General features: G+C 43.0%; 19 protein-coding genes, 1 tRNA gene and 1 pseudogene. 1 reads left to right on the forward strand and 20 read right to left on the reverse strand.

The genetic code is table 11. The annotated features are described in order from the left end of the window. Positions 1-29: 29 nt before the first annotated feature. From K360_RS0106600 to istA, 15 genes are all read right to left on the reverse strand, one after another. On the reverse strand, positions 30-413 hold the full coding sequence (locus tag K360_RS0106600; protein WP_024822381.1) for a cupin domain-containing protein: 384 nt from the start codon (positions 411-413) through the stop codon (positions 30-32). 545 nt (positions 414-958) lie between these two features. Next, positions 959-2,350 carry a 23S rRNA (uracil(1939)-C(5))-methyltransferase RlmD gene (gene rlmD / locus K360_RS0106605; RefSeq protein WP_024822382.1) on the reverse strand — a complete coding sequence of 464 codons (1,392 nt, stop codon included), beginning with the start codon at positions 2,348-2,350 and terminating at the stop codon, positions 959-961. 98 nt (positions 2,351-2,448) lie between these two features. Beyond that, on the reverse strand, positions 2,449-3,633 hold the full coding sequence (locus tag K360_RS0106610) for a cation:proton antiporter (RefSeq protein ID WP_024822383.1): 1,185 nt from the start codon (positions 3,631-3,633) through the stop codon (positions 2,449-2,451). A 20-nt stretch (positions 3,634-3,653) separates the two neighbouring features. Beyond that, a complete protein-coding gene (locus tag K360_RS0106615; protein ID WP_156923358.1) occupies positions 3,654-4,031 on the reverse strand; it encodes a P-II family nitrogen regulator in 378 nt (125 codons plus the stop codon). Between the two features lie 138 nt (positions 4,032-4,169). Beyond that, positions 4,170-4,730 (reverse strand): 2-oxoacid:acceptor oxidoreductase family protein, encoded by a 561-nt coding sequence (locus tag K360_RS0106620; RefSeq protein WP_024822385.1) that lies wholly within the window; start codon positions 4,728-4,730, stop codon positions 4,170-4,172. Then, a complete protein-coding gene (locus K360_RS0106625) occupies positions 4,723-5,550 on the reverse strand; it encodes a 2-oxoacid:ferredoxin oxidoreductase subunit beta (RefSeq protein WP_024822386.1) in 828 nt (275 codons plus the stop codon). The genes K360_RS0106620 and K360_RS0106625 overlap by 8 nt, the downstream gene beginning before the upstream one ends. Beyond that, the gene (locus K360_RS0106630) at positions 5,550-6,683 is read right to left on the reverse strand and encodes a 2-oxoacid:acceptor oxidoreductase subunit alpha (RefSeq protein WP_024822387.1); all 1,134 of its coding nucleotides are present in this window, start codon (positions 6,681-6,683) and stop codon (positions 5,550-5,552) included. The genes K360_RS0106625 and K360_RS0106630 overlap by 1 nt, the downstream gene beginning before the upstream one ends. Then, positions 6,676-6,885, reverse strand: a complete 210-nt coding sequence (locus K360_RS0106635) for a 4Fe-4S dicluster domain-containing protein (RefSeq protein ID WP_024822388.1) — start codon at positions 6,883-6,885, stop codon at positions 6,676-6,678. Before K360_RS0106635 ends, K360_RS0106630 begins: the two co-directional genes overlap by 8 nt. 202 nt (positions 6,886-7,087) lie before the next feature. After that, positions 7,088-7,765, reverse strand: a complete 678-nt coding sequence (tsaB, locus tag K360_RS0106640; RefSeq protein WP_024822389.1) for a tRNA (adenosine(37)-N6)-threonylcarbamoyltransferase complex dimerization subunit type 1 TsaB — start codon at positions 7,763-7,765, stop codon at positions 7,088-7,090. Further along, a complete protein-coding gene (tsaE, locus tag K360_RS0106645; protein ID WP_024822390.1) occupies positions 7,762-8,229 on the reverse strand; it encodes a tRNA (adenosine(37)-N6)-threonylcarbamoyltransferase complex ATPase subunit type 1 TsaE in 468 nt (155 codons plus the stop codon). Before tsaE ends, tsaB begins: the two co-directional genes overlap by 4 nt. Before the next feature lie 20 nt (positions 8,230-8,249). Further along, positions 8,250-8,474 carry a hypothetical protein gene (locus K360_RS0106650; protein ID WP_024822391.1) on the reverse strand — a complete coding sequence of 75 codons (225 nt, stop codon included), beginning with the start codon at positions 8,472-8,474 and terminating at the stop codon, positions 8,250-8,252. Beyond that, the gene (locus K360_RS0106655; protein ID WP_024822392.1) at positions 8,455-9,987 is read right to left on the reverse strand and encodes a bifunctional ADP-dependent NAD(P)H-hydrate dehydratase/NAD(P)H-hydrate epimerase; all 1,533 of its coding nucleotides are present in this window, start codon (positions 9,985-9,987) and stop codon (positions 8,455-8,457) included. The genes K360_RS0106650 and K360_RS0106655 overlap by 20 nt, the downstream gene beginning before the upstream one ends. A 6-nt stretch (positions 9,988-9,993) precedes the next feature. Further along, entirely contained in the window at positions 9,994-10,359 is a 366-nt protein-coding gene (locus K360_RS0106660; protein ID WP_024822393.1) for a holo-ACP synthase, read from the reverse strand. Between the two features lie 564 nt (positions 10,360-10,923). Then, a complete protein-coding gene (locus K360_RS0106670; protein WP_024822395.1) occupies positions 10,924-11,661 on the reverse strand; it encodes an ATP-binding protein in 738 nt (245 codons plus the stop codon). Next, a complete protein-coding gene (istA, locus tag K360_RS0106675; RefSeq protein ID WP_024822396.1) occupies positions 11,648-13,207 on the reverse strand; it encodes an IS21 family transposase in 1,560 nt (519 codons plus the stop codon). The genes K360_RS0106670 and istA overlap by 14 nt, the downstream gene beginning before the upstream one ends. 170 nt (positions 13,208-13,377) lie before the next feature. Here istA and K360_RS11540 point away from each other — a divergent pair. Continuing rightward, a pseudogene (locus K360_RS11540) lies at positions 13,378-13,836 on the forward strand (serine hydrolase); the annotation flags it as partial. A 417-nt stretch (positions 13,837-14,253) separates the two neighbouring features. Here K360_RS11540 and K360_RS0106685 read toward each other — a convergent pair. The 5 genes from K360_RS0106685 to uvrB form a co-directional block, all read right to left on the reverse strand. Further along, positions 14,254-14,328, reverse strand: a tRNA-Val gene (locus K360_RS0106685). A gap of 64 nt (positions 14,329-14,392) precedes the next feature. Next, positions 14,393-15,193 carry a pyrroline-5-carboxylate reductase gene (gene proC / locus K360_RS0106690; RefSeq protein ID WP_024822398.1) on the reverse strand — a complete coding sequence of 267 codons (801 nt, stop codon included), beginning with the start codon at positions 15,191-15,193 and terminating at the stop codon, positions 14,393-14,395. A 15-nt stretch (positions 15,194-15,208) separates the two neighbouring features. Next, entirely contained in the window at positions 15,209-15,985 is a 777-nt protein-coding gene (rlmB, locus tag K360_RS0106695; RefSeq protein ID WP_024822399.1) for a 23S rRNA (guanosine(2251)-2'-O)-methyltransferase RlmB, read from the reverse strand. After that, a complete protein-coding gene (uvrA, locus tag K360_RS0106700; RefSeq protein WP_024822400.1) occupies positions 15,963-18,806 on the reverse strand; it encodes an excinuclease ABC subunit UvrA in 2,844 nt (947 codons plus the stop codon). The genes rlmB and uvrA overlap by 23 nt, the downstream gene beginning before the upstream one ends. Then, the gene (gene uvrB / locus K360_RS0106705) at positions 18,730-20,781 is read right to left on the reverse strand and encodes an excinuclease ABC subunit UvrB (RefSeq protein WP_024822401.1); all 2,052 of its coding nucleotides are present in this window, start codon (positions 20,779-20,781) and stop codon (positions 18,730-18,732) included. Before uvrB ends, uvrA begins: the two co-directional genes overlap by 77 nt. Positions 20,782-20,810: the final 29 nt, after the last annotated feature.

A 20,810-nucleotide genomic window follows, 5' to 3' on the forward strand; every position in this document is an offset into this window, starting at 1 on the left:
AAGCATTTATGATTTGACCTTGGGAAGTATCACACCGTACCAATAGGGTCAATCCCTTTATTTTCAATCATTAAAACTACAGCCTTGCCTTCTGGTACCACTGGTCTATGCATTGTGCCTTTTGGCACACAAGTTCCTTCGTATTGTTCCAGATTAAAATTACCTTTTTCTGTTTCCAATATCATAGCACCCTCTAATACAAAAAAAACTTCATCGTCATTCTCATGCTTGTGCATGTGGTACTCGCCTTCAAATATTCCAAGTCTTAAAACAGATGAGTTTACTTCACATAATGATTGATTAAACCATCTGTCCGTATTATTACTAATAATATCTTTAATAGTAATTTTTTCCAGATAATTAAATTTAATATTCATTTGTTGATTGTAATTATATTTCTTTTGATTTTCCATATGTACCTCTGTACCTCCCTCATGTTTTAAGCTCTTTAAATAATTTTTAACTCTCACTTGCTGTTCTTTCTATTTGGGGAACAATAAAAATATTGTTATCCCATTAGTATAATTATTAAGAAGTTGATAATAAAAACTCCGATCAACAATAATACGCCAGTTTTTATTTTCACCCCCTAATTCGCTTGTGCATTATAAAAATACTTTATTATATATTGTACAATTTCATTGTATTATAGTTTAAAGTTAGAGGTGTTTATTGCAAAATATAATGGGGTAAAGTTGCGAAGCAAAATTCTCCACTTCCGCAACGTAGGAATCCCCAGAATTGAGAAAAACTATACTTCCCTCTGGCACTCCGAAGAAGTAGTCACTTTGCATATATCTTCCATACTCTTACATAAAATCTTACCACATTACGCGTATTTGTAGATTCCCGTGTAACCAACCATACGTCCCCTTAACGAAAAATCGCCTAAACATAAGTCTAGGCAAACATAAAACACACTTCTTTAATTACCCTAAAACCCGCGATTTCTTTGGAATCAAGCCTTTTCTCTCTCTATTAACGCGACGCACTCAACATGGGCAGTTTGTGGAAACATATCAAATGGCTGTAAAGATTTTAACGTATAGCGACCTTCCCCACAAAGTCGAGATATATCCCTCGCTAAAGTTGCCGGATTACATGCTACATATAAAATTTTAGCCGGATTCAATTCCAATATTTTACTTATTACTTCTGGAGCACATCCGCTTCGAGGTGGATCAAGGATAACGGCCTCAAAAGGCCCCTTGAGGCTTGATATTATTTCTTCCGCCCTTCCTCCACAAACTTTTATATTAGAAAATCTATTAATTTTCGCATTTTCTTTCATTGCTTCTACAGCGCTTGGCCACTCCTCCACCGCAGTAATTTGTGCAGCGGCAGGAGCAAAAAAGAGGGTCATAGATCCAACTCCCGCATAAAGTTCGAGTAAATGATCCGCAGAAGAAGAGCGAAGGGAATGGACCCCATGTTGATATAATTGCTTGGCTTGATAACTGTTCACCTGTAGGAAAGCTGTCGCTTCATAACGAATTTCCAGGGAGTCAAGATATTCTCGAAGCCATGAACGTCCTGAAAGGATAGTCGAATGACGACCTAATATAGCATTCCCACGATGAGGATTATGATTAACAAGTACACCTGCCACATTTATATTTTCCCCTTGAAACTTTTCCCAAAGCTCTCGGATATTTTTGTTATCTTTTTTCGACAATCTTCTTCTACATACAAAACAAATTGCTGCTTCTTTAGAAAAGCTGCCATATCTAAAAACCAGATGACGTAACATTCCGGAATGATTTTTTTCATTATAAGGAAGAATCCCTAAGGCAGGTAAAGCCTCTCTCATATAAACATACATCTCGTTTAAAGCGGGCTCCAGAAGAGGACAAAAATCGATTGGGACTAAGTCGTGGCTTCGGCGGCGATAGAAGCCAGTTTCTATGCCATCTTTTGCTCCTTGCACAGGGAAGGAAGCCTTGTTTCTGTATCCCCATTGGCGCGGACTGGGCACACAAGGAGACAGGATATCTTCTATATTCATATGAGCAATACGACGGAAGGCATCCCGAACGAAATCTTTTTTTGCCTCAAGTTGAGCATTATAAGAAAAATGCTGCAACTGGCATCCGCCGCAAAGAGAATACCAGCGACACTTCGGTTCTACTCGCTGTGGATGTGGGGAAAGGATTTCCTCTACATCTGCAATACCATAGGTTTTCTTTTTTTGTAAAACCGTAACTCTTACCCTCTCACCAGGTAATGCACCAGGAACAAAGTAGACATAGCTGCCATTTTTCTCTCGAGCTATGCCATTACCGTCATTACTTAATGCATCTATCTCTAACTCTATATGTTGATTTTCTTTATGAAGAATAGGCGTTCCCAAAAAAAGATCATCCTTCCACGTTTTTTTATTATTTATAACTAGCTCACCATTCTAAGGTTTATAGACGTTTATAACGTATACTTATTTTTACGCTTAAACTAAGAATTATCTGAAGAAATTTCCCCTGCCATTAAGAGAGCTTGTTTTGCTATAACAGGTCCGATTAGTTCATATATAACTGTAGATCCAAGAATAATATTTCTCAATGCAACTCCCATCCCGGGAAGCGATTTTTCTGCCAAAAGAGAAAGGCCTATAGCCACACCAGCCTGAGGAACAAGAGTTAACCCCAAATACTTTTGCACAGTAGCCGGTGCCTTAGTCCATTTTGCCCCTATATAAGACCCTATAATTTTCCCTACTATCCTAAAAATCACATACCCCACTCCAAGCAAACCCACTTGACGAAGAACTGAAAGTTTCAAATCCGCCCCTGATATCGTAAAAAAACTGACAAAAATCGGCGGTGTTAAACGATCCACTACAGATAAAACTCGATCTCGGTGATACACTAAATTTGATACAGTAGCTCCAACCGTCATAGATGCGAGAAGAGATGATACTTTTAATTCAGAAGCAATCCCCACCGCTAAAAAAATACAAGCTATAGTAAAAGAAAGGAGAGTCTCTTGCCCCTTTAGTCGTCCGGAAATAATGGAAAGGAAAAGACCAATACATCCCCCTAAGCCAATAGCGATAAAGATCTCTAACAAAAGCTCTACCGTTATTTTGAGTAGAGAAACATTTCCTCCACCTACCGATGACAATGACTGGGCAATTCCAATGGCTATTCCAAAGGCCATAATGGCTACAGCATCATCCATGGCCACAACAGGAAGGAGGGTATCGACAACAACCCCTCTCGCATTATATTGTCTAATCACCATAATTGTCGCAGCAGGGGCAGTAGCCGCTGCAATGGATCCCAGAATAAGACTAAAAGCTATCGGTTGCTTGAAAATCAAGACCATAGCACTCGTAACAGCGAGCATCGCCCCTAAAGATTCCGCAATTGTAATCCAGAGAATAGACGGGCCTAATTTCTGTAAATGCTTAAGATTAAATTCACTACCGATGCTATAAGCAATAAACCCTAAAGCAGCCTCTGAAAGAATATTGAAAGAAGAGACAGCTTCGCGAGGGATAAAGCCTAAAAAAGAGGGGCCAATAAAGACTCCCGCTAAAATATAACCTGTTACATTAGGTAATTTAAATTTCCTTACAATTTTCGCCATAAAGAGCCCGGCAAAGAGGACTATGGCGAGATAATACAAAGAGTGCACCGTTTATCTACCCCTTTAAATTAAAATGTTTTAGATTTTGAATCAACATCTGGAGAACGAAGAAAGAGCCCCTCAACATAATTAACCGGCACTGTAAAAAGAATCCCTGCATTAGGCTTAGATAAATCTTCTAAAACCTTTTTCACAGCTCTTATTGCAGGTTGAACCTGACTATCTTCTAGGACCACAAAAATTGTTTTGTTGAAAGGATATTGATCATTAATAAGCATTTTAAGAGAACCAAAAAGGGGGATTTTATCGAGATCATCGTGCAAAACTCGGGCCATTCCCTGCGTATCTATGACCGTTGCTCCTCGTATTCCAATATCGAGAAGTTCTTTAAAGAGAGTCTCTACTTTTTCTATCCTGTTAGTAACAACAACTAGCAACTGCATCATACACACTCCTTTATTGTTTTATTCCCTCCATAATATAACAAAAAACAAGGAAGGGTCGGCCAATGTTAGCAGACCGACCCTTCATTACTGTGGGTAATACGACCCAAACAGTTTTACTTCTATAGAGGGGTGTGTTTCTTACAAATGAACGCTTCCTTTAAACAACTGGTAACCTTCCTCAAAAGCTTGTGCATTAAGTTCTTTAGTGCCAGCTGGAACTTTTTCAAGGATAGCTCTCTTAACAGATTCAGGGTTTGCCACATGCTCCAATTCAAGAACACGAGCGACAGCACCCAAGGCTACCATATTGGTAACAAGCTCTTTCCCTATTTTTTCCCTAGCAGTACGAGAAATAGGTAAATGGTAAATGTAGGCATCTACCTGTGGAAAATCTGTTACAAAAGTGTCATCCAATATGATTCGTCCACCTGGCAATGTATCTCCAGAAAATTCCTCGCAAGCCTGCTGCGTTAAGATAACCTGCAGGTTAGGGCGAGTAACTTTCGGGTAATCTATAGGTTCTGTAGAAATGACTACTTCAGCTTTGGATTTTCCACCTCGAGCTTCAGGACCATAAGATTGAGTCTGAACAACGTACAGCTCTTCTTCGAAAAGAGCAGCCGCTTCACCCGCAATAACTGCAGCCAAGATAATGCCCTGACCGCCAGACCCAGCAAAGCGAATTTCATATCTACTCATGATCCTTCCCCCTTACCATTTCAATGAGAGAGAGATACTGCTCTGTATATTCAGGAACATCTCTATTGACAAATTCACCAACAACTATCTTGCCTTGTAATTCCTCTGGAGACATGTCTTTCGCTTTCGCTATAGAGACAGAGTTTTCTCGGAAGAAATTAATATTATCCATAGGAGATCTTCTCTTGTTGCGGCGTCCAAACTGCGTATGGCAGCTACTCACTATCTCTACAACAGCAAAACCTTTCTTATTTATACCGTTCATAATATATTGCTCTGCCATTTTAGGATTCGCTATAGTAGCACGGGCAACATAAGAAGCGCCCGCCCCTTCAGCAAGGCGACAAATATCGAAAGGAGGATCAATGGCTCCGTAGGGAGTGGTAGTGGCTAAAGCACCCTGAGGTGTCGTAGGAGAAGCTTGGCCTCCAGTCATCCCATAAATATTATTGTTCATCACTATGGCCGTAATATCAATATTTCTACGGCATGCATGAATGAAATGGTTCCCTCCAATAGCAGAACAATCTCCATCTCCCATAACATCCACTACAGTCAGAGAAGGATTAGCCAATTTTATGCCTGTGGCGAAACCTAAAGAGCGACCATGCGTAGTATGTACTGTGCAAGCGTCTATATAACCGGGCATACGGCTAGAGCATCCAATTCCAGATGCAATGACGGTTTGGCTCTTCTTCTTATCTAGACTCACAAGTGCTCTAAGTAAGGCGTGCATAATAATCCCATGACCACATCCTGGACACCAGATATGAGGGAAAAAGCGCGTCCTAAGCCAGCTCATAACTTCCTGAGTAGGCATTATGCCACCTCCTCTATTGCAGAAAGGATATCATCAGGTTGGAAAAGCTCTCCATTTACCAAGTTTTGAGGAATAACCTTAGCTTTACCATGGACAGCTCGCTCCACCTCGAGAACCATTTGTCCGCAATTCAACTCTGGAACAAGAATGGCTTTTGCTTTCCGTGCCAATCTTTCGATCTCTTTATCAGGGAAAGGCCACAAAGTAATCGGTCTGAAATATCCAACTTTGAGCCCTCTGCTTCTTGCCTCTCTTACAGCTCTCAAACTAGAGCGAGCAACACTGCCATAAGAAACGACAATAACATCAGCATCTTCTACGTCTTCCACTGCATACTCCACCACATCATCTCGGAAACGACTTACTTTACGGACCAGCCGAAGCATCTTCTTTTCGATTTCTTCCGGGTTGTTGGTAGGAAATCCCCAATCGTTATGAGTCAATCCCGTAACATGCCACGTATAACCGTCTCCAAAAGAAGCCATGCACGGCAAATCATCCTGAGGATCTGGACGATATGGGACAAATTTTTCCGGAACATCAACAGGCCGCTTACGATTCATTATTGGATAAGACCCTGCTTCAGGAAGAACTATTTTTTCTCTCATGTGTCCCAACACTTCATCGCTCAAGATAAGCACTGGCTGTCTAAAACGCTCAGCCATATTAAACGCTCTGATAGCTATATCAAAACATTCTTGAACTGAAGATGGAGAGTAACAAATAGTCGCATGATCTCCATGCGTTCCCCACCGCGCCTGCATCACATCTTGCTGACTCACTTTCGTAGGAAGCCCTGTAGAAGGCCCCCCACGCATAACATCTACTACAACAATAGGAATCTCAGCCATATATGCGAGTCCGAGATTCTCCTGCTTTAAGGAAAAGCCAGGTCCCGAAGTAGCTGTTAAAGATTTCATTCCCGCAATAGAAGCACCAATAATAGCAGCAATACCGGCAATTTCATCCTCCATCTGGAGAAACCGCCCATTCAAACGAGGGAGCTCAAGAGCCATAATTTCAGCTATTTCTGAAGACGGAGTGATGGGGTACCCTGCAAAGAATCTACATCCTGCAGCCAAAGCCCCGTGAGCCAATGCCTCGTTTCCTTGCCAAAACCGGACCTCAGGCATCCTCTTTTTCCTCCTTTACAGTTACAGCAAAATCTGGGCAAATATTTTCACACTGTCTACAACCTATACAATCTTCTGGTTTTTCGGGCTGAGCCTTTCTTTGTTCATTGAAACTAAGAACCTTTTTGGGGCATACATTAATACACAAGCCACATCCTTTACACCATGTCCGATTAATACTTACATCAAATTTTTTTGGCAACATTGCCACCTCCCAATAAAAGGGACATTTAAATAATTTTATTAAGGTTAGCAAAAAAATAACTCTTCCAAAGAATATAGGTTTCTGTTTTTTTATTCAAGGTGATTTTTGTTTTTTTCTTTTTATTTTTGTTTTTTTATTGTGATAAAAAAGATAAAAATAAAGTACAAACCTCGTCTGGAGAATATCTAATAGTTTTAATTTAATTTTTCCCGAAATCTGGCTCTCTTAAATAATAAGCTTGAACTCTATCAGCAGGCGTATTCATATTTCTTCTTATATGCCCCAATTGAGCGATATTGCCACCAGAAGGGATTAAATGGATACAATTTGAAACTTTTTCTTCAGACAATAGAGTCATTATTCTGCTTTTATCATCACAAAGCCATTGGGAAGGGACATCAGAAGGTATTCGAGTCGCCATTTCGTGAAGATCAGTCGCGCAACAAAAAAGAGGCGGACAAAGAACATTCATCTCACCATCCTTATTATCATAAACGGCACAGTACACTCCCCCCCGTCCTGCCCAGATAATGGGAATAGCAACAACTCCCATGCGTACTACAGGGAATGCCATGACCTCTAGAGTGGTGAGAGGAATTACAGAAATACCTAATCCTTTTGCAAGAGCGCATCCGTAAGCAAGCCCTACCCTCACTCCTGTAAAATATCCTGGCCCAACAGTTAACGCTACAGCAGAGAGTTGATTCAGTGCAATATCTGTTAAATCAAGAAGTTTATTCACTAACTCCGGGAGTTTAGAGGCCTGTTCTCTCCCTATGTTCACATTTATTTCTCCTATGATAGTTCCATCTACCGACACTCCGAGATTAGTCCATCGGGTCGCACAATCTAAACCTAAAATAATATTTTGATTCATTCCAGCCCCTCCTTGACATCTGACAAAAGAGCGTAAAGAGCTTTTTCAGCTTTTGGACCTCTCGCAGATAAAGTTATTTCTCGAGTGTTTTGATTTTTTATTTCAAAGGAAAACAGCCAAACATCTGTATCAGGCACAGTAGCGAGTCGATTAGGCCACTCTATAACTACTACAAATCCCTCGTCAATATATTCAAAAAGGCCTAATTCATCTTCCGCCCCTTTATGTAACCGATAAAGATCAACATGAGCGAGTAATAATTGCCCTTTATACTCATTAATAAGAGTAAAAGAAGGACTTCGAACCCCACGAATACCCAGGCCATCACCAAGACCTCTGACAAGTTCCGTTTTTCCAGCCCCTAGATCTCCGTAAAGTAAAATGACAAGACCAGGATAAACATGATGTGACATAATTTGCCCCAAGAGAACTGTTTCTTCTGGAGATGAGGATATGAATTTCATAAGGCAACCTCTTTTCCCTTTTATTTCCGTTTACCCGTAACACAAAAAATGAGAAGAGCTCCCCCCATTAAGAAGAGAATGACCCACAACGCAGAGCCCCAAGGCCACTCTTTATGCATATGTCCCATTCCAAACAGCCAAAACAATGCCATTAGAAAGGTTACAAGGGTGAGTCGTAAACCCTTTCTTCGAATCTCTTCCGACTTCTTGATCTCTTCGTCCCAATTAACTTTTCGCCTTCTCATGATTACCTCTCAGCTCTGCGAGAACTGTAGGGATATAATTTGCCACATCTCGCGCTAGAAGGCCATCTACACCCCGCTGACATGAGAGGCAAGAACCTGCTTGTCCGTGAATCCATGCCCCTGATGCGGCTCCTTCTAACAACGAAAAGTGATTCCCAGCAACAAGACATCCTATAATTCCTGTAAGGACATCTCCAGATCCAGGGATAGATAATTCAGGACCACCTCTGCTTATAATTGCAGTTTCTGCTCCGTTATCAATAATAGATCTATACCCCTTCAAAACGACAGTGCCCCATTCCAGAGCTATGTCCCGAGCCGCTGCAAGCCTAGAACTAGCTATCGTTTGAGCGGAGGTTCCAAGCAATGTAGCAGCTTCACCTTCATGAGGAGTAAGAATAACATCACGACGCTTTCTCAGACACCCTTTCATTTCGGAAAGCCAATATAACCCATCTCCATCAATTAGCAAAGGATGAGCCCACTGGTTCCATAAAAAATCCATGAGGCAACGTCCTCTCTCCCCTCGTCCCAAACCTGGTCCCACAACAGTCATGGTAGCACGATTCTCCCATGAAAGCAGCGATTCTACCTCCTCTGGATTATCAAGAGGATGAAAAACTGCTTCCGGCAAAAAAGAAGATCCGGATTCACAAACTTCCGTTGGAGCTGCCACTATTACTACTCCACAACCGCTCCTTAATGCACCCAAAGCGGAAAGCAAGGGGGCTCCTCGATACAAATAGCTCCCCCCAACAATGAGAAGAGTACCTCTCCCTCCTTTATGCAAACCCAGGGGGCGAGGAGACAAGTAAGCAGCTGTATTTTTCTCATCCCACAAAAAAGCTCTTGGTTTGTCATCAAGAATAGCTTCTGGAGAGACACCAAGATGAGCTACATAAAGCTCTCCCACTTTTTCAGATCCAGGCATAACTACAAGACCTGTCTTAGGAGCAAGCATTGTAATAGTTATTTCCGCATCTATACATGGCTCGTAAATTTCTCCCGTAACGCCGTTAACTCCACTAGGAATATCAATAGAGACAATGCCACGCCTTCCCTGGAGTAAACGAATAGCCCTCTCTACTTCGCCTCGCGGAGCCCCTATGCTTCCAGTACCTAAAAGACAATCTACTACAATATCGTTTGATCGGAAAAGTATTCTCAGATCTTCATCTGAACACTCTGAAGAAAAATAGATAGGAATACAAAGTCTTTCTGCAATGTCTAAATTTATACGAGCATCTCCATGAATTTTCTCTTTAGGAGAGGTCAAAACTATCAGAGGATCGAGACCTCGTTCTTTAAAATGCCTCGCCATAACATAGCCATCCCCACCTTTATTTCCCGAACCAGCGACAATACAAATCTTTTGAGCGTAAGGATATTTTTCAACAACGATACGCGACGCTTCTCTCCCTGCATTTTCCATAAGAACAACACCAGGTATGCCCAGTTTCTTTATGGCATTTTCATCGGCTTGCCGTACACTTGAAACATCGTAAAATTTCAATTTCAGTCACCTCTTCTCAAGCAGAACAAAAGCGAGGGCAAAATCTCCATCATGAGAAAGGCTCAGATGGGCTAACAAACAGTGTTTATTCATCCACTGTTCTATTTGTGGAGAAAAAACAATTGAAGGACCCGTCGAAAATCGCCGAATCCATACTCCTCGAAAAACAATCTGAAAAAAATCAAGACCAGAAGCCTTGACAAACGCCTCGCGTGCTGCAAAAGAAGCAGCAAGATGTCTTGCAGGAACGGGTTTCTTAAAGGCATAATCCTGCTCTTCTTCATGAAAAACCCTTTGAAGAAAACGGCGATTCTTAACAAGTTCCCCTATTCTGGAGATACAGCATAAATCAACCCCTATGCCTTGAATCATCGATATAAATCCCCCTTTTAGATCTTTACACTTTTACACTTTTACACTTTTTCACTATGTTTATTTTATACCATGCATTTTATGAAATCGCTCAAAAACAACCTTATAAAATCCTCTACATTAATCCCACAAATATAAGCAACGCATAAAGGACGATATAACGGCCCTATCAAATATATGACGACACAGGGTTGGTTAAAAGAAAAACGCAAGAGTTAAAGTTGATAAAGGAAAAGGGGGGACAAACGTGAATAATAACCAGTTGGGAGGAAATGAGCGATGACAAAGGCATGTAATCAATCAATCTTAGATCAGTTAGTATATAGTGCCGCTACCAAAAGATATATTTATGGGGCTGTTTTTTATATATCGTCTGATGATAAAAGGATTGATGCAATTAGTGCTTCCGGGGATATGCAGGAAGACAGCTGCATAACGCGTTCCCGGAGAGCCACGAGCGCGCAGTAATGAGTGCAACCTGCGCGGGGCATTTAGAGCCATCGGCGCGCAGGTCGGGAGCCACCTCTCTCTAGTGAGAAATGACTCCGCCTGACAATCGGTTATCTAGATCAGTTTACGCATGGAATCCTTCCCTTTGATGATGATTTTGTAGGCCTTGGATGCTAAACGATCGGTCACGGCTTCGGCGGCAACCGGAATGGGGATCTGGTCGAGCCACTCAGCCGGTTCATACTGAGACGCAATAATCGTGGCCTTGTGATTATGTCTCCGGTCAATAATCCAGAGCAACTGCTCCGTATCGGCTTCGCTGATCGGAAACAAAAGCCACTCGTCGATAATGAGAAGGTCATACTTGATGAACTGTTTGCGCAGCCGCAGCAACGCTTCAGGCCCTTTTGATCTGGCCAGACTGAGTTCGTCAAATAAATCGGACAAATGAATATACCGTGTGGAAAGCAAGCGCCGGCAGGCAGCCTGTCCGAAAGCCTGGGCCAGATACGATTTTCCAGCTCCGGTCGGACCGACAATGATGACATTTTCAGCATGCGGAATATAGTTGCAGGATGCCAGCTCAAGAATGAGGTTGCGATCCAGATGCCGGTCCTGCAGATAGTTGATATCTTCAACACAGGCTGACGAGTTCTGGAATTTGGCCGCATGAATAAGCCGTTGCAGACGATTATGCTGACGCCGGCTGAATTCCCGGTCGACCAGAAGACCCAGCCGTTCGCTAAAGCCCAGCTCCTGAAAAACAGATTCATCTTCCTGCTGCTGCAATGCATCGACCATACCGTTCAATTTCATCTGTTTAAGTTTGTTGACGGTTTCATGATTCAACATGGCTGGCACCTCCAAAATAGTCTGCACCACGCTGGAATCCACGTCTGGCAGGTTTTTCAGATGCTTTTGTCTCTTTTTGTGGTTTGGGAACATCCATATTTTTATCAAGGATGCTCTTGAGCTGACGATAGGTCGGAGCGGACGTATGCGAGAGAATGACCTGACTGGCTTTCTCCAGTCGATTCGCGCTGTATGTGTCATGCAGATTCAGAACACCGAAGCACGATCGGTAGGCCTGTTGTTCAATAACCGCACGGTCAAGGATCGCGGCAATAACTTTTTTTGTCGCTGGTCCGATTGTGTCAGCCCAAGCAAGAAACCGGTCCCGGTTCCAGTCTGCGAAGAAGAGCTTATCCGGCGGCATGTGCTCGACAATCGTTGCATAATCGGACTGACCCCACAGCCTTCGATGTGACGCGATCCGCTGATGGTGATAGAATATTTCTATCGTCTGCTGAGTTGCCCGGACATCGATTTCTTCGCCCAGATACTCAAATGGGACAGAATAGTATTTACGCTGATAAGCAATATGGCAATTCGGCTGCACCTTGGCTTTACTCCATTGAGCCAGTTCATAGGGGGACGCGGGAAGCGGGAGCATATAGTCCTTTTCTTCGGCAAGATAGGATGACCATCGGCTCTCGTTTTTCCCTGTCAGGGGTGCTTCATTAACCTGATTCAAGGCGATCTGGACACGTTGCTGCAGATCCTGAAACGACAGGATTTGCACATTGCGCAGCTTGGCCATGATTTTTCGGGACGCAATCAGGACACTGTTTTCAACCGAGGCCTTATCCTTTGGTTTTCTTACCCGTGCCGGTAAAATCACGGTTCCGTAGTGAGCGGCCATTTCCTGATAGGTGTGATTGAGTTCCGGTTCGTAAAATCCGGATTGCCTGACTCCGGTCTTCAAGTTATCTGGGACCAGTGTTTTGGGAACACCGGCGAAATAATGAAAAGCATGAACATGGCCGGCGATCCATGACGGCATCTTTTCATCCCGAAACGGCTGAGCGTAGATGAGCTGACTGCAGGGCAAAACGGCAACAAACAACGAGGCTTCTGCCAGTTTTCCCATTTCAGTGTCAAAAAATCCAAGCTTCGTGCCGGCCCAGTCGACCTCCATCGACAGCGCAGGTTTATGTTCCAGTCGGATAGTGGCTTTGTGGACTCGGGCGAATTTGTGATAGTACTGTCGGAACTGTGTCTCCATGTAAAACCGTTCGCCGTTTTGCTGGCAGGCTTCGACATATTCCTCCCAGAGCAGTTTCAGCGTGACATGGGGTTTGGCCAGTTCCTGATGCACGTACTCATAATCCGGCATTGTGAATGTCACATCACGCGTCGAACTCGCTGTTTTATTCAGCTTTTCTGATATGGCGGCATTATCCACAGATTCCAGGTCGTCCAGGGTCAGCCATCCACTGGCTTTTGCTTGTCGGACAAGAAGCGCTACGGTATTTCTTGATACCTTATGGGTCGCTGCCACTTGTCGCTGGCTGAGTCCACTGTACACAGCCCTGATGATTGTTACATAGTCGGTCATTCTCTTTCCTCCTGAGATGAATTCTACCTGACGGCAGTAATTCAATTCTACAGAAGTATAGTGAGAATGGCTCTCGCTATCCGCGGCGGGTGGCTCTACAGTCGCGCGCTGATTGCTCTAAGCCTCCGCGCAGGTGGTTCTGATTCGCCGCGTTTCGCAACAGCCACTATTTCATCGCTAGCATCAATAAGCTATTTGTATCCTCCATTATTCTAAGGCTCTCTGCAACAAAAATTTTAGATTTATACGATAAAATTTCTAAATATCTTTCTGACGAAATTCTCCGAGGTTTACATATTTACAAAGGGAAAGGATATTCTTATGACCTTTCCATTCTCCACCTTATTTCTCAGACATCAGGGCTCCCCTGTTATTTAACAGACAAACAAAATAACGGGGGGAAAGTGATGAAAGAACTTGAAGCAAGTATTGACCAACCTTGGCCTGTTGATAAAGTCATACAAAGGGTAAGAGAAATGAAAACACACTTTTCGCCTGGACAAAGAGGGTGCGCAAAATATACAGATACAAACCACCAAATTTTGGGGCTCATTATAAGGAGAACCTATACATGTCGTTTTAAGCAATTTGTTTCAAGAATTGGGGCTCTCTCAGACGTACGTATATGAAGAAAGCAAAAGTGAAAAATTCGTTCCCATTCGATATAAAACTAAAATAATGCACATACCTATGTTTCTCAACTCTACGCAAAATGATATTATTTCCACAGCACGGGATCAAATGACATTTTTAAAAGCATTCTTTAACGGGTATTTTTTCCCTAAAGAACGACTTTCAGAATTAGAGAAAATGAAAAACTATACATTACAGGAACAACAAATCAACAAGCTAAGCCGAATATCGCATTTCAAACTATAATAAAAATTATTCAGGCAACAAAAAAGCCTCCCTCTGACGAAGACGGCTTGATTTCTTAAAAATGGTAAACGTCAGCTAAAGCTAATTTAAAAAAGAGCCTTTTATGACTCCTTCCTCATAACAAAAAGGCTTTCAGGGGGAAACCCTGAAAGCCTTTAATCATCATATGGTGGGTGGTAGAGGATTCGAACCTCTGACCTCTTCCGCGTCAAGGAAGCGTTCTCCCCCTGAACTAACCACCCAACGACTTGGTATTCTACAGGTCTGTACCTGAATTGTCAACGCCTAGGAGAGATGAGACTTTTTTTAACTGTTTTTACTTTCCTTAGCCAGTTCCTTCCCTCTCTGCGTAGCAGAAGTAATGGCTCGGATGAAAGCACTTCGAACATCGCCTTCTTCTAGTTCATAAAGGCCTTCTATTGTGGTCCCACCAGGAGTTACAACCCCATCTTTTAACTCTGCCGGATGCTTCCCTGTTTCCAGTACAAGTCGAGCTGCCCCAATCATTGTAGCAGCAGAAGCTTTTAGGGCTAAATCTTTAGGAATGCCAACTCGAAGGCCCCCATAGGTAAGAGCCTCCAAAACTGTAAAGATATATGCTGGACCAGAGCCAGATATGGCTGTTATAGCGTCAAGGTAGGTCTCTTCAGTCTCCTCTACCTCTCCCAAAAGAGAAAAGAGTTTTATAGCTGTATCCCGATCCTGATCCGTCGTATCTTGAGACAGAGTAAAAGCTGTAAAGGCTGCATTTACAGATGCACATATATTTGTCATTCCACGAACCCAATGAACTTCAGGCGCCACAGAAAAAAGCTGTCCTATCTGCACACCTGCCGCCATGGAGAAACATAGTTTTCCTTTTAATTCTTCAACGAGCAAGGAGATTACCGGCAACTGGATATGGGGTTTCAATGCAAAAAAAACCACATCTGCTTGACGAATTGCTTCTACATTGTCATGAAGAAGAACTATTCCCGCCTCTTCTAAATGTTTAGCCTTCTCTAGATTTTTATCCGCAGCCACCACATGGCAACCCTTTTGCGCTAATCCTTTCGCAACAGATCCGCCTAACATGCCTGCTCCAATTACAGCAACGCGAAAAGTCATTTCATTCAGCCCCTTCTATTGTTCTTGTTTTCCCCAGGCCCTCGCCCATTCAAACATGCCAAGAGCCGCAGCAACACTAGCATTGAGAGACCCAGTTTCTCCAGTCATAGGGATACGGAAGAGAAGATCACAGCGTTCCTTTACCAGACGAGACAATCCCTCTCCTTCTGCCCCTATCACGAGAATTGTACGTTTCGGGTAAGAAGCCTCCCAAAAAGATTGCTCTGCATTGTGATCTAGGCCAACAATCCAAAATCCCTCTTCTTGCAACCGTAACAACGTCTGTGCAATATTTGTTACAGCAATCATAGGAACGCGCAGAGCAGCTCCTGCACTCACCTTTACTACTGTACCACCAGGTAGTGCAGAGCGCCGTCGGGGATAGATAACTGCCGCAGCCCCTGCCGCCTCTGCTGTTCTCACAATAGCACCAATATTGTGAGGATCAAGGATATGGTCTAATACAACGATCAATATATGTTTAGCTTGAGCACAAGGACTCTTAAGAAATATATCAAGGTCTATCTGTTCCACTGCCGTAATTCGGGCTATGACACCTTGATGAAGCTCTTTGGGGCACATTTCATCAAGAACCGATGGCGGTACCTTCTGAAAAATAACACTTGCTGACTTAGCAAGTGTTACAAATTCGTTAACAAAAGCCGATTGAGCTCTCTCTGAGATCCATAATTTTAAACATTTTTCCGGGGAATGCCGTAGTAAATCCAATACTGGCTGGCGACCCCATATAAATTCCTGATCAATGGCATCACGATCCTGTTTTTTCGCCATAACGTTCCTCCTTCTCCAGTTGCTTAGCATATTCATGCATATACGCCGCAGTATATCCTCGTTTCGAAGTCATGACTTCGTCAGGAGTCCCCTGCGTGACAATTGTTCCTCCTTCTAATCCACCTTCAGGACCTAGGTCGATAATATAATCCGCCGATAGCAATACATCGAGGTTATGTTCTATCATCACCACAGTATTTCCCTGATCGACTATCCGATGGATGATCCTTAGAAGTTTTTTAACATCCGTATAGAAAAGTCCTGTAGTGGGTTCGTCAAGAAGATAGAGAGTGGGACCTGTAAAACGTTTGCTGAGCTCCTTAGCCAATTTAACTCTTTGAGCTTCTCCGCCACTCAAGGTTAAAGCAGACTGCCCCAATCGTATATACCCTAACCCTGCGTCTTGTATTAAAGCAAGTTTTGAGGATATACGAGGAATATCTTTAAAGAATTCGGAAGCCTCGTCTACTGTCATGTTCAAAACATCTGAAATATTACGCCCTTTATAACGAACTTCAAGGGTTTCTCTGTTATATCTTGTACCGCCGCATACATCACAATCAACGTATACATCAGGCATAAAAAGCATTGAGACCTTCACTGATCCAGCCCCACCACAAGCCTCACATCGTCCCCCCCTAACATTGAAACTAAAACGGCCCTGAGCATATCCTCTTAATTTAGCCTCCGGCAGCTGAGAAAAAAGCTCTCGGATCAAGGTAAACACTCCCGTATATGTAGCGGGGTTTGAACGTGGGGTTCGCCCAATAGGGCTTTGATCAACCATTACCACATTTTTAAACAGCTCTATCCCTTCTATGCCATCATGTTTCCCAGCTCTCTCCCGAAAATCTCTATCTAAAAGTCTTTTCATTCCTTTATATAATACGTCATACAGGAGACTACTTTTACCAGAGCCAGAAACACCACTGATGCATGTAAAAACACCTGCGGGAATCGATACATCAATATCCTTCAAATTGTGATGAGCCACTTTCCTAAGAGTGAGCCATCCTACAGGGGAACGCACAAAGTCTCTTCGTATACATCCTGAAACTTCTCCCCGCAAATAAGGACCTGTCAAACCTTTCGTTTTGCGAATCTCTTCCGCCGAACCGGCACTAACAATTTCTCCCCCTCGCTCTCCAGCTCCTGGCCCCATTTCTATAATAGAATCAGCAGCAAGCATGGTCTCCCGGTCATGCTCTACAACTACAACAGTGTTTCCTAAGTCCCGGATAGACTGAAGGGTGCGAAGAAGGCGATCTGTGTCTCTAGGATGAAGTCCTATCGTAGGTTCATCGAGTACGTACAAAACACCACTAAGTTTTGAACCGATCTGGGTTGCAAGCCTAATACGCTGACTTTCCCCTCCACTGAGGGTATCAGCTCTACGAAGAAGAGAGAGGTAGCCTGCCCCCACATCCACTAAGAAAGAGAGACGCTTTTCAAGTTCTAACATAACTTGTCCTACAATTTTATGCTCATTTTCCGAAAACTCCATGGCCTTTAAAACTGGTATAAGCCGATCTATAGGCATTTCCATAAGGTTTCCTATAGAGTAGCCTTTAAGTCGAACCATAAGGGCTTCCTTACGGAGCCGTAATCCTTGGCAAGTCTGACAGAGATCCTCCACACGATATCCGCCAAGCTCTTCCATAACGTTCTCAGACTCTGTATCCCGCCATCGACTTTCTAACCATGGAAGAAGTCCTTCGTAACGCCCCATATATTGCCGACTTTGCCCCTTATCTGTAAAAAACATGGGAAGTCGCTCATCAGATCCCCAAAGGATAAAGTCTTGAACTTTTTTAGAGAGGTTCTTATAAGGGATAGATAAATCCCAGTTTTTCCGGGAGACAAAAGTATAAAGTTTACTCAACATATAGTGTTTTTTCTTCCACGGTAGAAGGGCTCCATCACTCACGATACGGCTAGGATCCACTGCCAATTCTTCGGAAAAATGCTCGTGACTCCCGAGACCTGAACAATCAGGACAAGCTCCATAAGGATTGTTAAAAGAAAAAAGCCTCGGCTCTATCTCAGGAAGCGCAATTCCACAATCAGGACAGGCATAATTTTCTGTTAAGAGCCGCTCTACGCCTCCGTCAGTGACAAGCAAAACATAGCCGTTACTTAAAGAAAGAGCCGTCTCTACTGCCTCACTAATTCGAGCCTTTCTGTCTTCTAAAACTTTAAGTCGATCTATCACCACTTCTACGGTGTGCCTTTTGTTTTTATCGAGAGGAATCTCTTCTTCAAGCCAATACACTGTTCCATCAACTCGAACTCGCATAAAACCCTTTTCTCTGTTTTGAAGAAAGAGGTTTTTGAACTCTCCCTTTTTAGCTCGAACTTGCGGAGCAAGAACTTCCAGACGCTGCTCCGGATAATCCTTATAAATAATATCTACTATTTCATCTAGAGAATGGCGAATAACAGGCTTCCCGCACGAAGGACAATACGGTACTCCTAGCCTTCCAAAGAGAAGTCGAAGATAATCATAAACCTCAGTTACAGTTCCAACTGTAGATCTGGGATTATGAGATGTCCCCTTTTGTTCAATCGAAATGGCAGGAGATAAACCTGAAATATCGTCAACGTCAGGTTTTTTTTGCATTCCGAGAAATTGTCTGGCATATGCAGAAAGAGATTCCACGTAGCGCCTCTGCCCCTCTGCATAGAGGGTGTCGAAAGCCAAGGAAGACTTTCCAGAACCCGAGGGGCCAGTAATGACAACTAATTTATTTTTTGGAAGAGTAACGCTTATATTTTTGAGATTGTGTTCTCTTGCTCCTCTTATGCTGATGAGATGCAACACGTTGCCACTCCTTCCCTTTCGATGCAGTTAAAATATCGCGAATTTGTGCCGCTTTTTCAAAATCTAAATGCTCTACCGCTTCCCACATAAGCTGTTCCAGATCAGGCTGAGAGTACGTCTGAACCGGCAAACTTCTCTTCTCTCCACCGCCTATTTCTTGCTTTTCTTCAAAAACAAGTTCTTCGGGGAGTAAGTTTTGGATAGATTTATACACAGATTGAGGTGTAATGCCATGTTCTACATTGAAATCCATTTGGATTTCCCGGCGACGACGCGTTTCTTCCACAGAGGTACGAATACTTTCTGTCTCTTCATCAGCATAGAGAATAACTTGTCCCTGAATATTTCTAGCCGCTCTCCCCATAATCTGAATCAAAGACCGGTGGGATCGTAAAAAACCTTCTCTATCTGCATCAAGAATAGCCACGAGAGAAACTTCTGGGAGGTCCATTCCCTCTCGTAGCAAATTAATTCCTACGAGAACTGAAATATCACCGCTCCGAAGATCACGAATAAGCTCAGCTCGTTCAAAAGCGTTAAGCTCGGAATGAATGTATTTTACTTTAAATTGTAATTCTGATAGATATTCAGCCAGGTCTTCTGCCGATTTTTTAGTAAGGGTTGTTACAAGTGCCCGCTCATTACGAGCTATAACATCCCTAAGACGGTCGACAAGATCATCAACTTGCCCCGTAGCTGGGCTCACAATAACTTCCGGATCTACCACCCCCGTAGGGCGTATAATCTGTTCTACTATACTTGAAGAAACCTTCCTCTCCCAATCACCAGGAGTAGCCGAGATAAAAATAACCTGTCCCATATGTTTTTTAAACTCTTGCCAATTCAATGGTCTATTGTCTAAGCAGGAAGGTAAACGAAAACCATTTTCTACCAGCGTCAATTTACGAGCTCTGTCGCCATTATACATACCACGAACCTGCGGCAAGGTAATATGAGACTCATCTATTACCATAATAAAATCATCGGGGAAGAAATCAAGAAGCGTACCTGGAGGTTCTCCGGCTTCCCGTCCATCCAGATAACGAGAATAGTTTTCTATCCCCGAACAGTATCCTACTTCTTGAAGCATCTCCATATCGTAACGAGTACGCATTTCAAGCCTTTGGGCCTCCAGCAATTTTCCCCGTTCCTTAAGGAGACAAACTTGCTCCTCAAGTTCCTTTTGAATATCTTCCATAGCTTGATCTATAGCATCGCGACTGGTTATATAGTGCTGAGCTGGGAAAATCGAAGCTTTTTCAAGCTGCTTCACTGAACGGCCACTTACTGGATCTATCTCATCAATACGTTCTATCTCTTCGTCAAAAAAAGCTATACGGAGGGCAGTGTCGTTGCTATATGAGGGAAAAACTTCAATAATATCGCCTCGAACACGGAATTTCCCTGGCTCCAAAAGCATATCGTTTCGCTCATAATAACTATCTAGAAGACATTCCATGAACTTCCTGCGCTCCCACTCTTCTCCCACAGCAAAAGGAAATATAACTTTTTCGTACATCTCTTTTTTCCCTAAGCCGTAGATACACGATACACTTGCCACCACAATAACATCGCGGCGTTCAATAAGGGCTTTTGTCGCAGCAAGTCGCAATTTCTCTATCCGGTCATTCACAGAGGCATCTTTTTCTATGTAAGTATCACTTGAAGGGATATAAGCCTCCGGCTGGTAGTAATCATAGTAACTTACAAAATAATGAACCTCGTTCTCTGGGAAAAAACCTTTGAACTCTGTATAAAGCTGCGCCGCCAACGTTTTATTATGTGCTAAAACCAACACTGGCCTATCAAAAGAAGCTATGACATTTGCTACAGTAAAGGTTTTTCCACTACCAGTTACCCCTAAAAGGGTTTGGAAACGATGCCCTTGCCGCAAAGATTGGGTAAGAGCTTCGATGGCCTCCGGCTGATCCCCTGATGGAGGCCAGTCTGCTTCGAGATTAAATAAATGAGCCATCACTCTAGAACTCCTTTAGTTTTACATGC

The organism is Aminobacterium mobile DSM 12262 (genome assembly GCF_000526395.1).
Lineage (GTDB): Bacteria > Synergistota > Synergistia > Synergistales > Aminobacteriaceae > Aminobacterium > Aminobacterium mobile.

Coding starts and splice junctions, on each gene's coding strand:
- proC (WP_024822398.1), bottom strand. CDS start 15,193: ATGACTTTTCGCGTTGCTGTAATTGGAGCAGGCATGTTAGGCGGATCT.
- tsaB (WP_024822389.1), bottom strand. CDS start 7,765: ATGAATCAAAATATTATTTTAGGTTTAGATTGTGCGACCCGATGGACT.
- istA (WP_024822396.1), bottom strand. CDS start 13,207: ATGACCGACTATGTAACAATCATCAGGGCTGTGTACAGTGGACTCAGC.
- K360_RS0106630 (WP_024822387.1), bottom strand. CDS start 6,683: ATGCCTGAGGTCCGGTTTTGGCAAGGAAACGAGGCATTGGCTCACGGG.
- K360_RS0106670 (WP_024822395.1), bottom strand. CDS start 11,661: ATGTTGAATCATGAAACCGTCAACAAACTTAAACAGATGAAATTGAAC.
- tsaE (WP_024822390.1), bottom strand. CDS start 8,229: ATGAAATTCATATCCTCATCTCCAGAAGAAACAGTTCTCTTGGGGCAA.
- rlmB (WP_024822399.1), bottom strand. CDS start 15,985: ATGGCGAAAAAACAGGATCGTGATGCCATTGATCAGGAATTTATATGG.
- K360_RS0106650 (WP_024822391.1), bottom strand. CDS start 8,474: ATGAGAAGGCGAAAAGTTAATTGGGACGAAGAGATCAAGAAGTCGGAA.
- K360_RS0106625 (WP_024822386.1), bottom strand. CDS start 5,550: ATGCCTACTCAGGAAGTTATGAGCTGGCTTAGGACGCGCTTTTTCCCT.
- K360_RS0106660 (WP_024822393.1), bottom strand. CDS start 10,359: ATGATTCAAGGCATAGGGGTTGATTTATGCTGTATCTCCAGAATAGGG.
- K360_RS0106620 (WP_024822385.1), bottom strand. CDS start 4,730: ATGAGTAGATATGAAATTCGCTTTGCTGGGTCTGGCGGTCAGGGCATT.
- K360_RS0106600 (WP_024822381.1), bottom strand. CDS start 413: ATGGAAAATCAAAAGAAATATAATTACAATCAACAAATGAATATTAAA.
- K360_RS0106615 (WP_156923358.1), bottom strand. CDS start 4,031: ATGATGCAGTTGCTAGTTGTTGTTACTAACAGGATAGAAAAAGTAGAG.
- uvrB (WP_024822401.1), bottom strand. CDS start 20,781: ATGGCTCATTTATTTAATCTCGAAGCAGACTGGCCTCCATCAGGGGAT.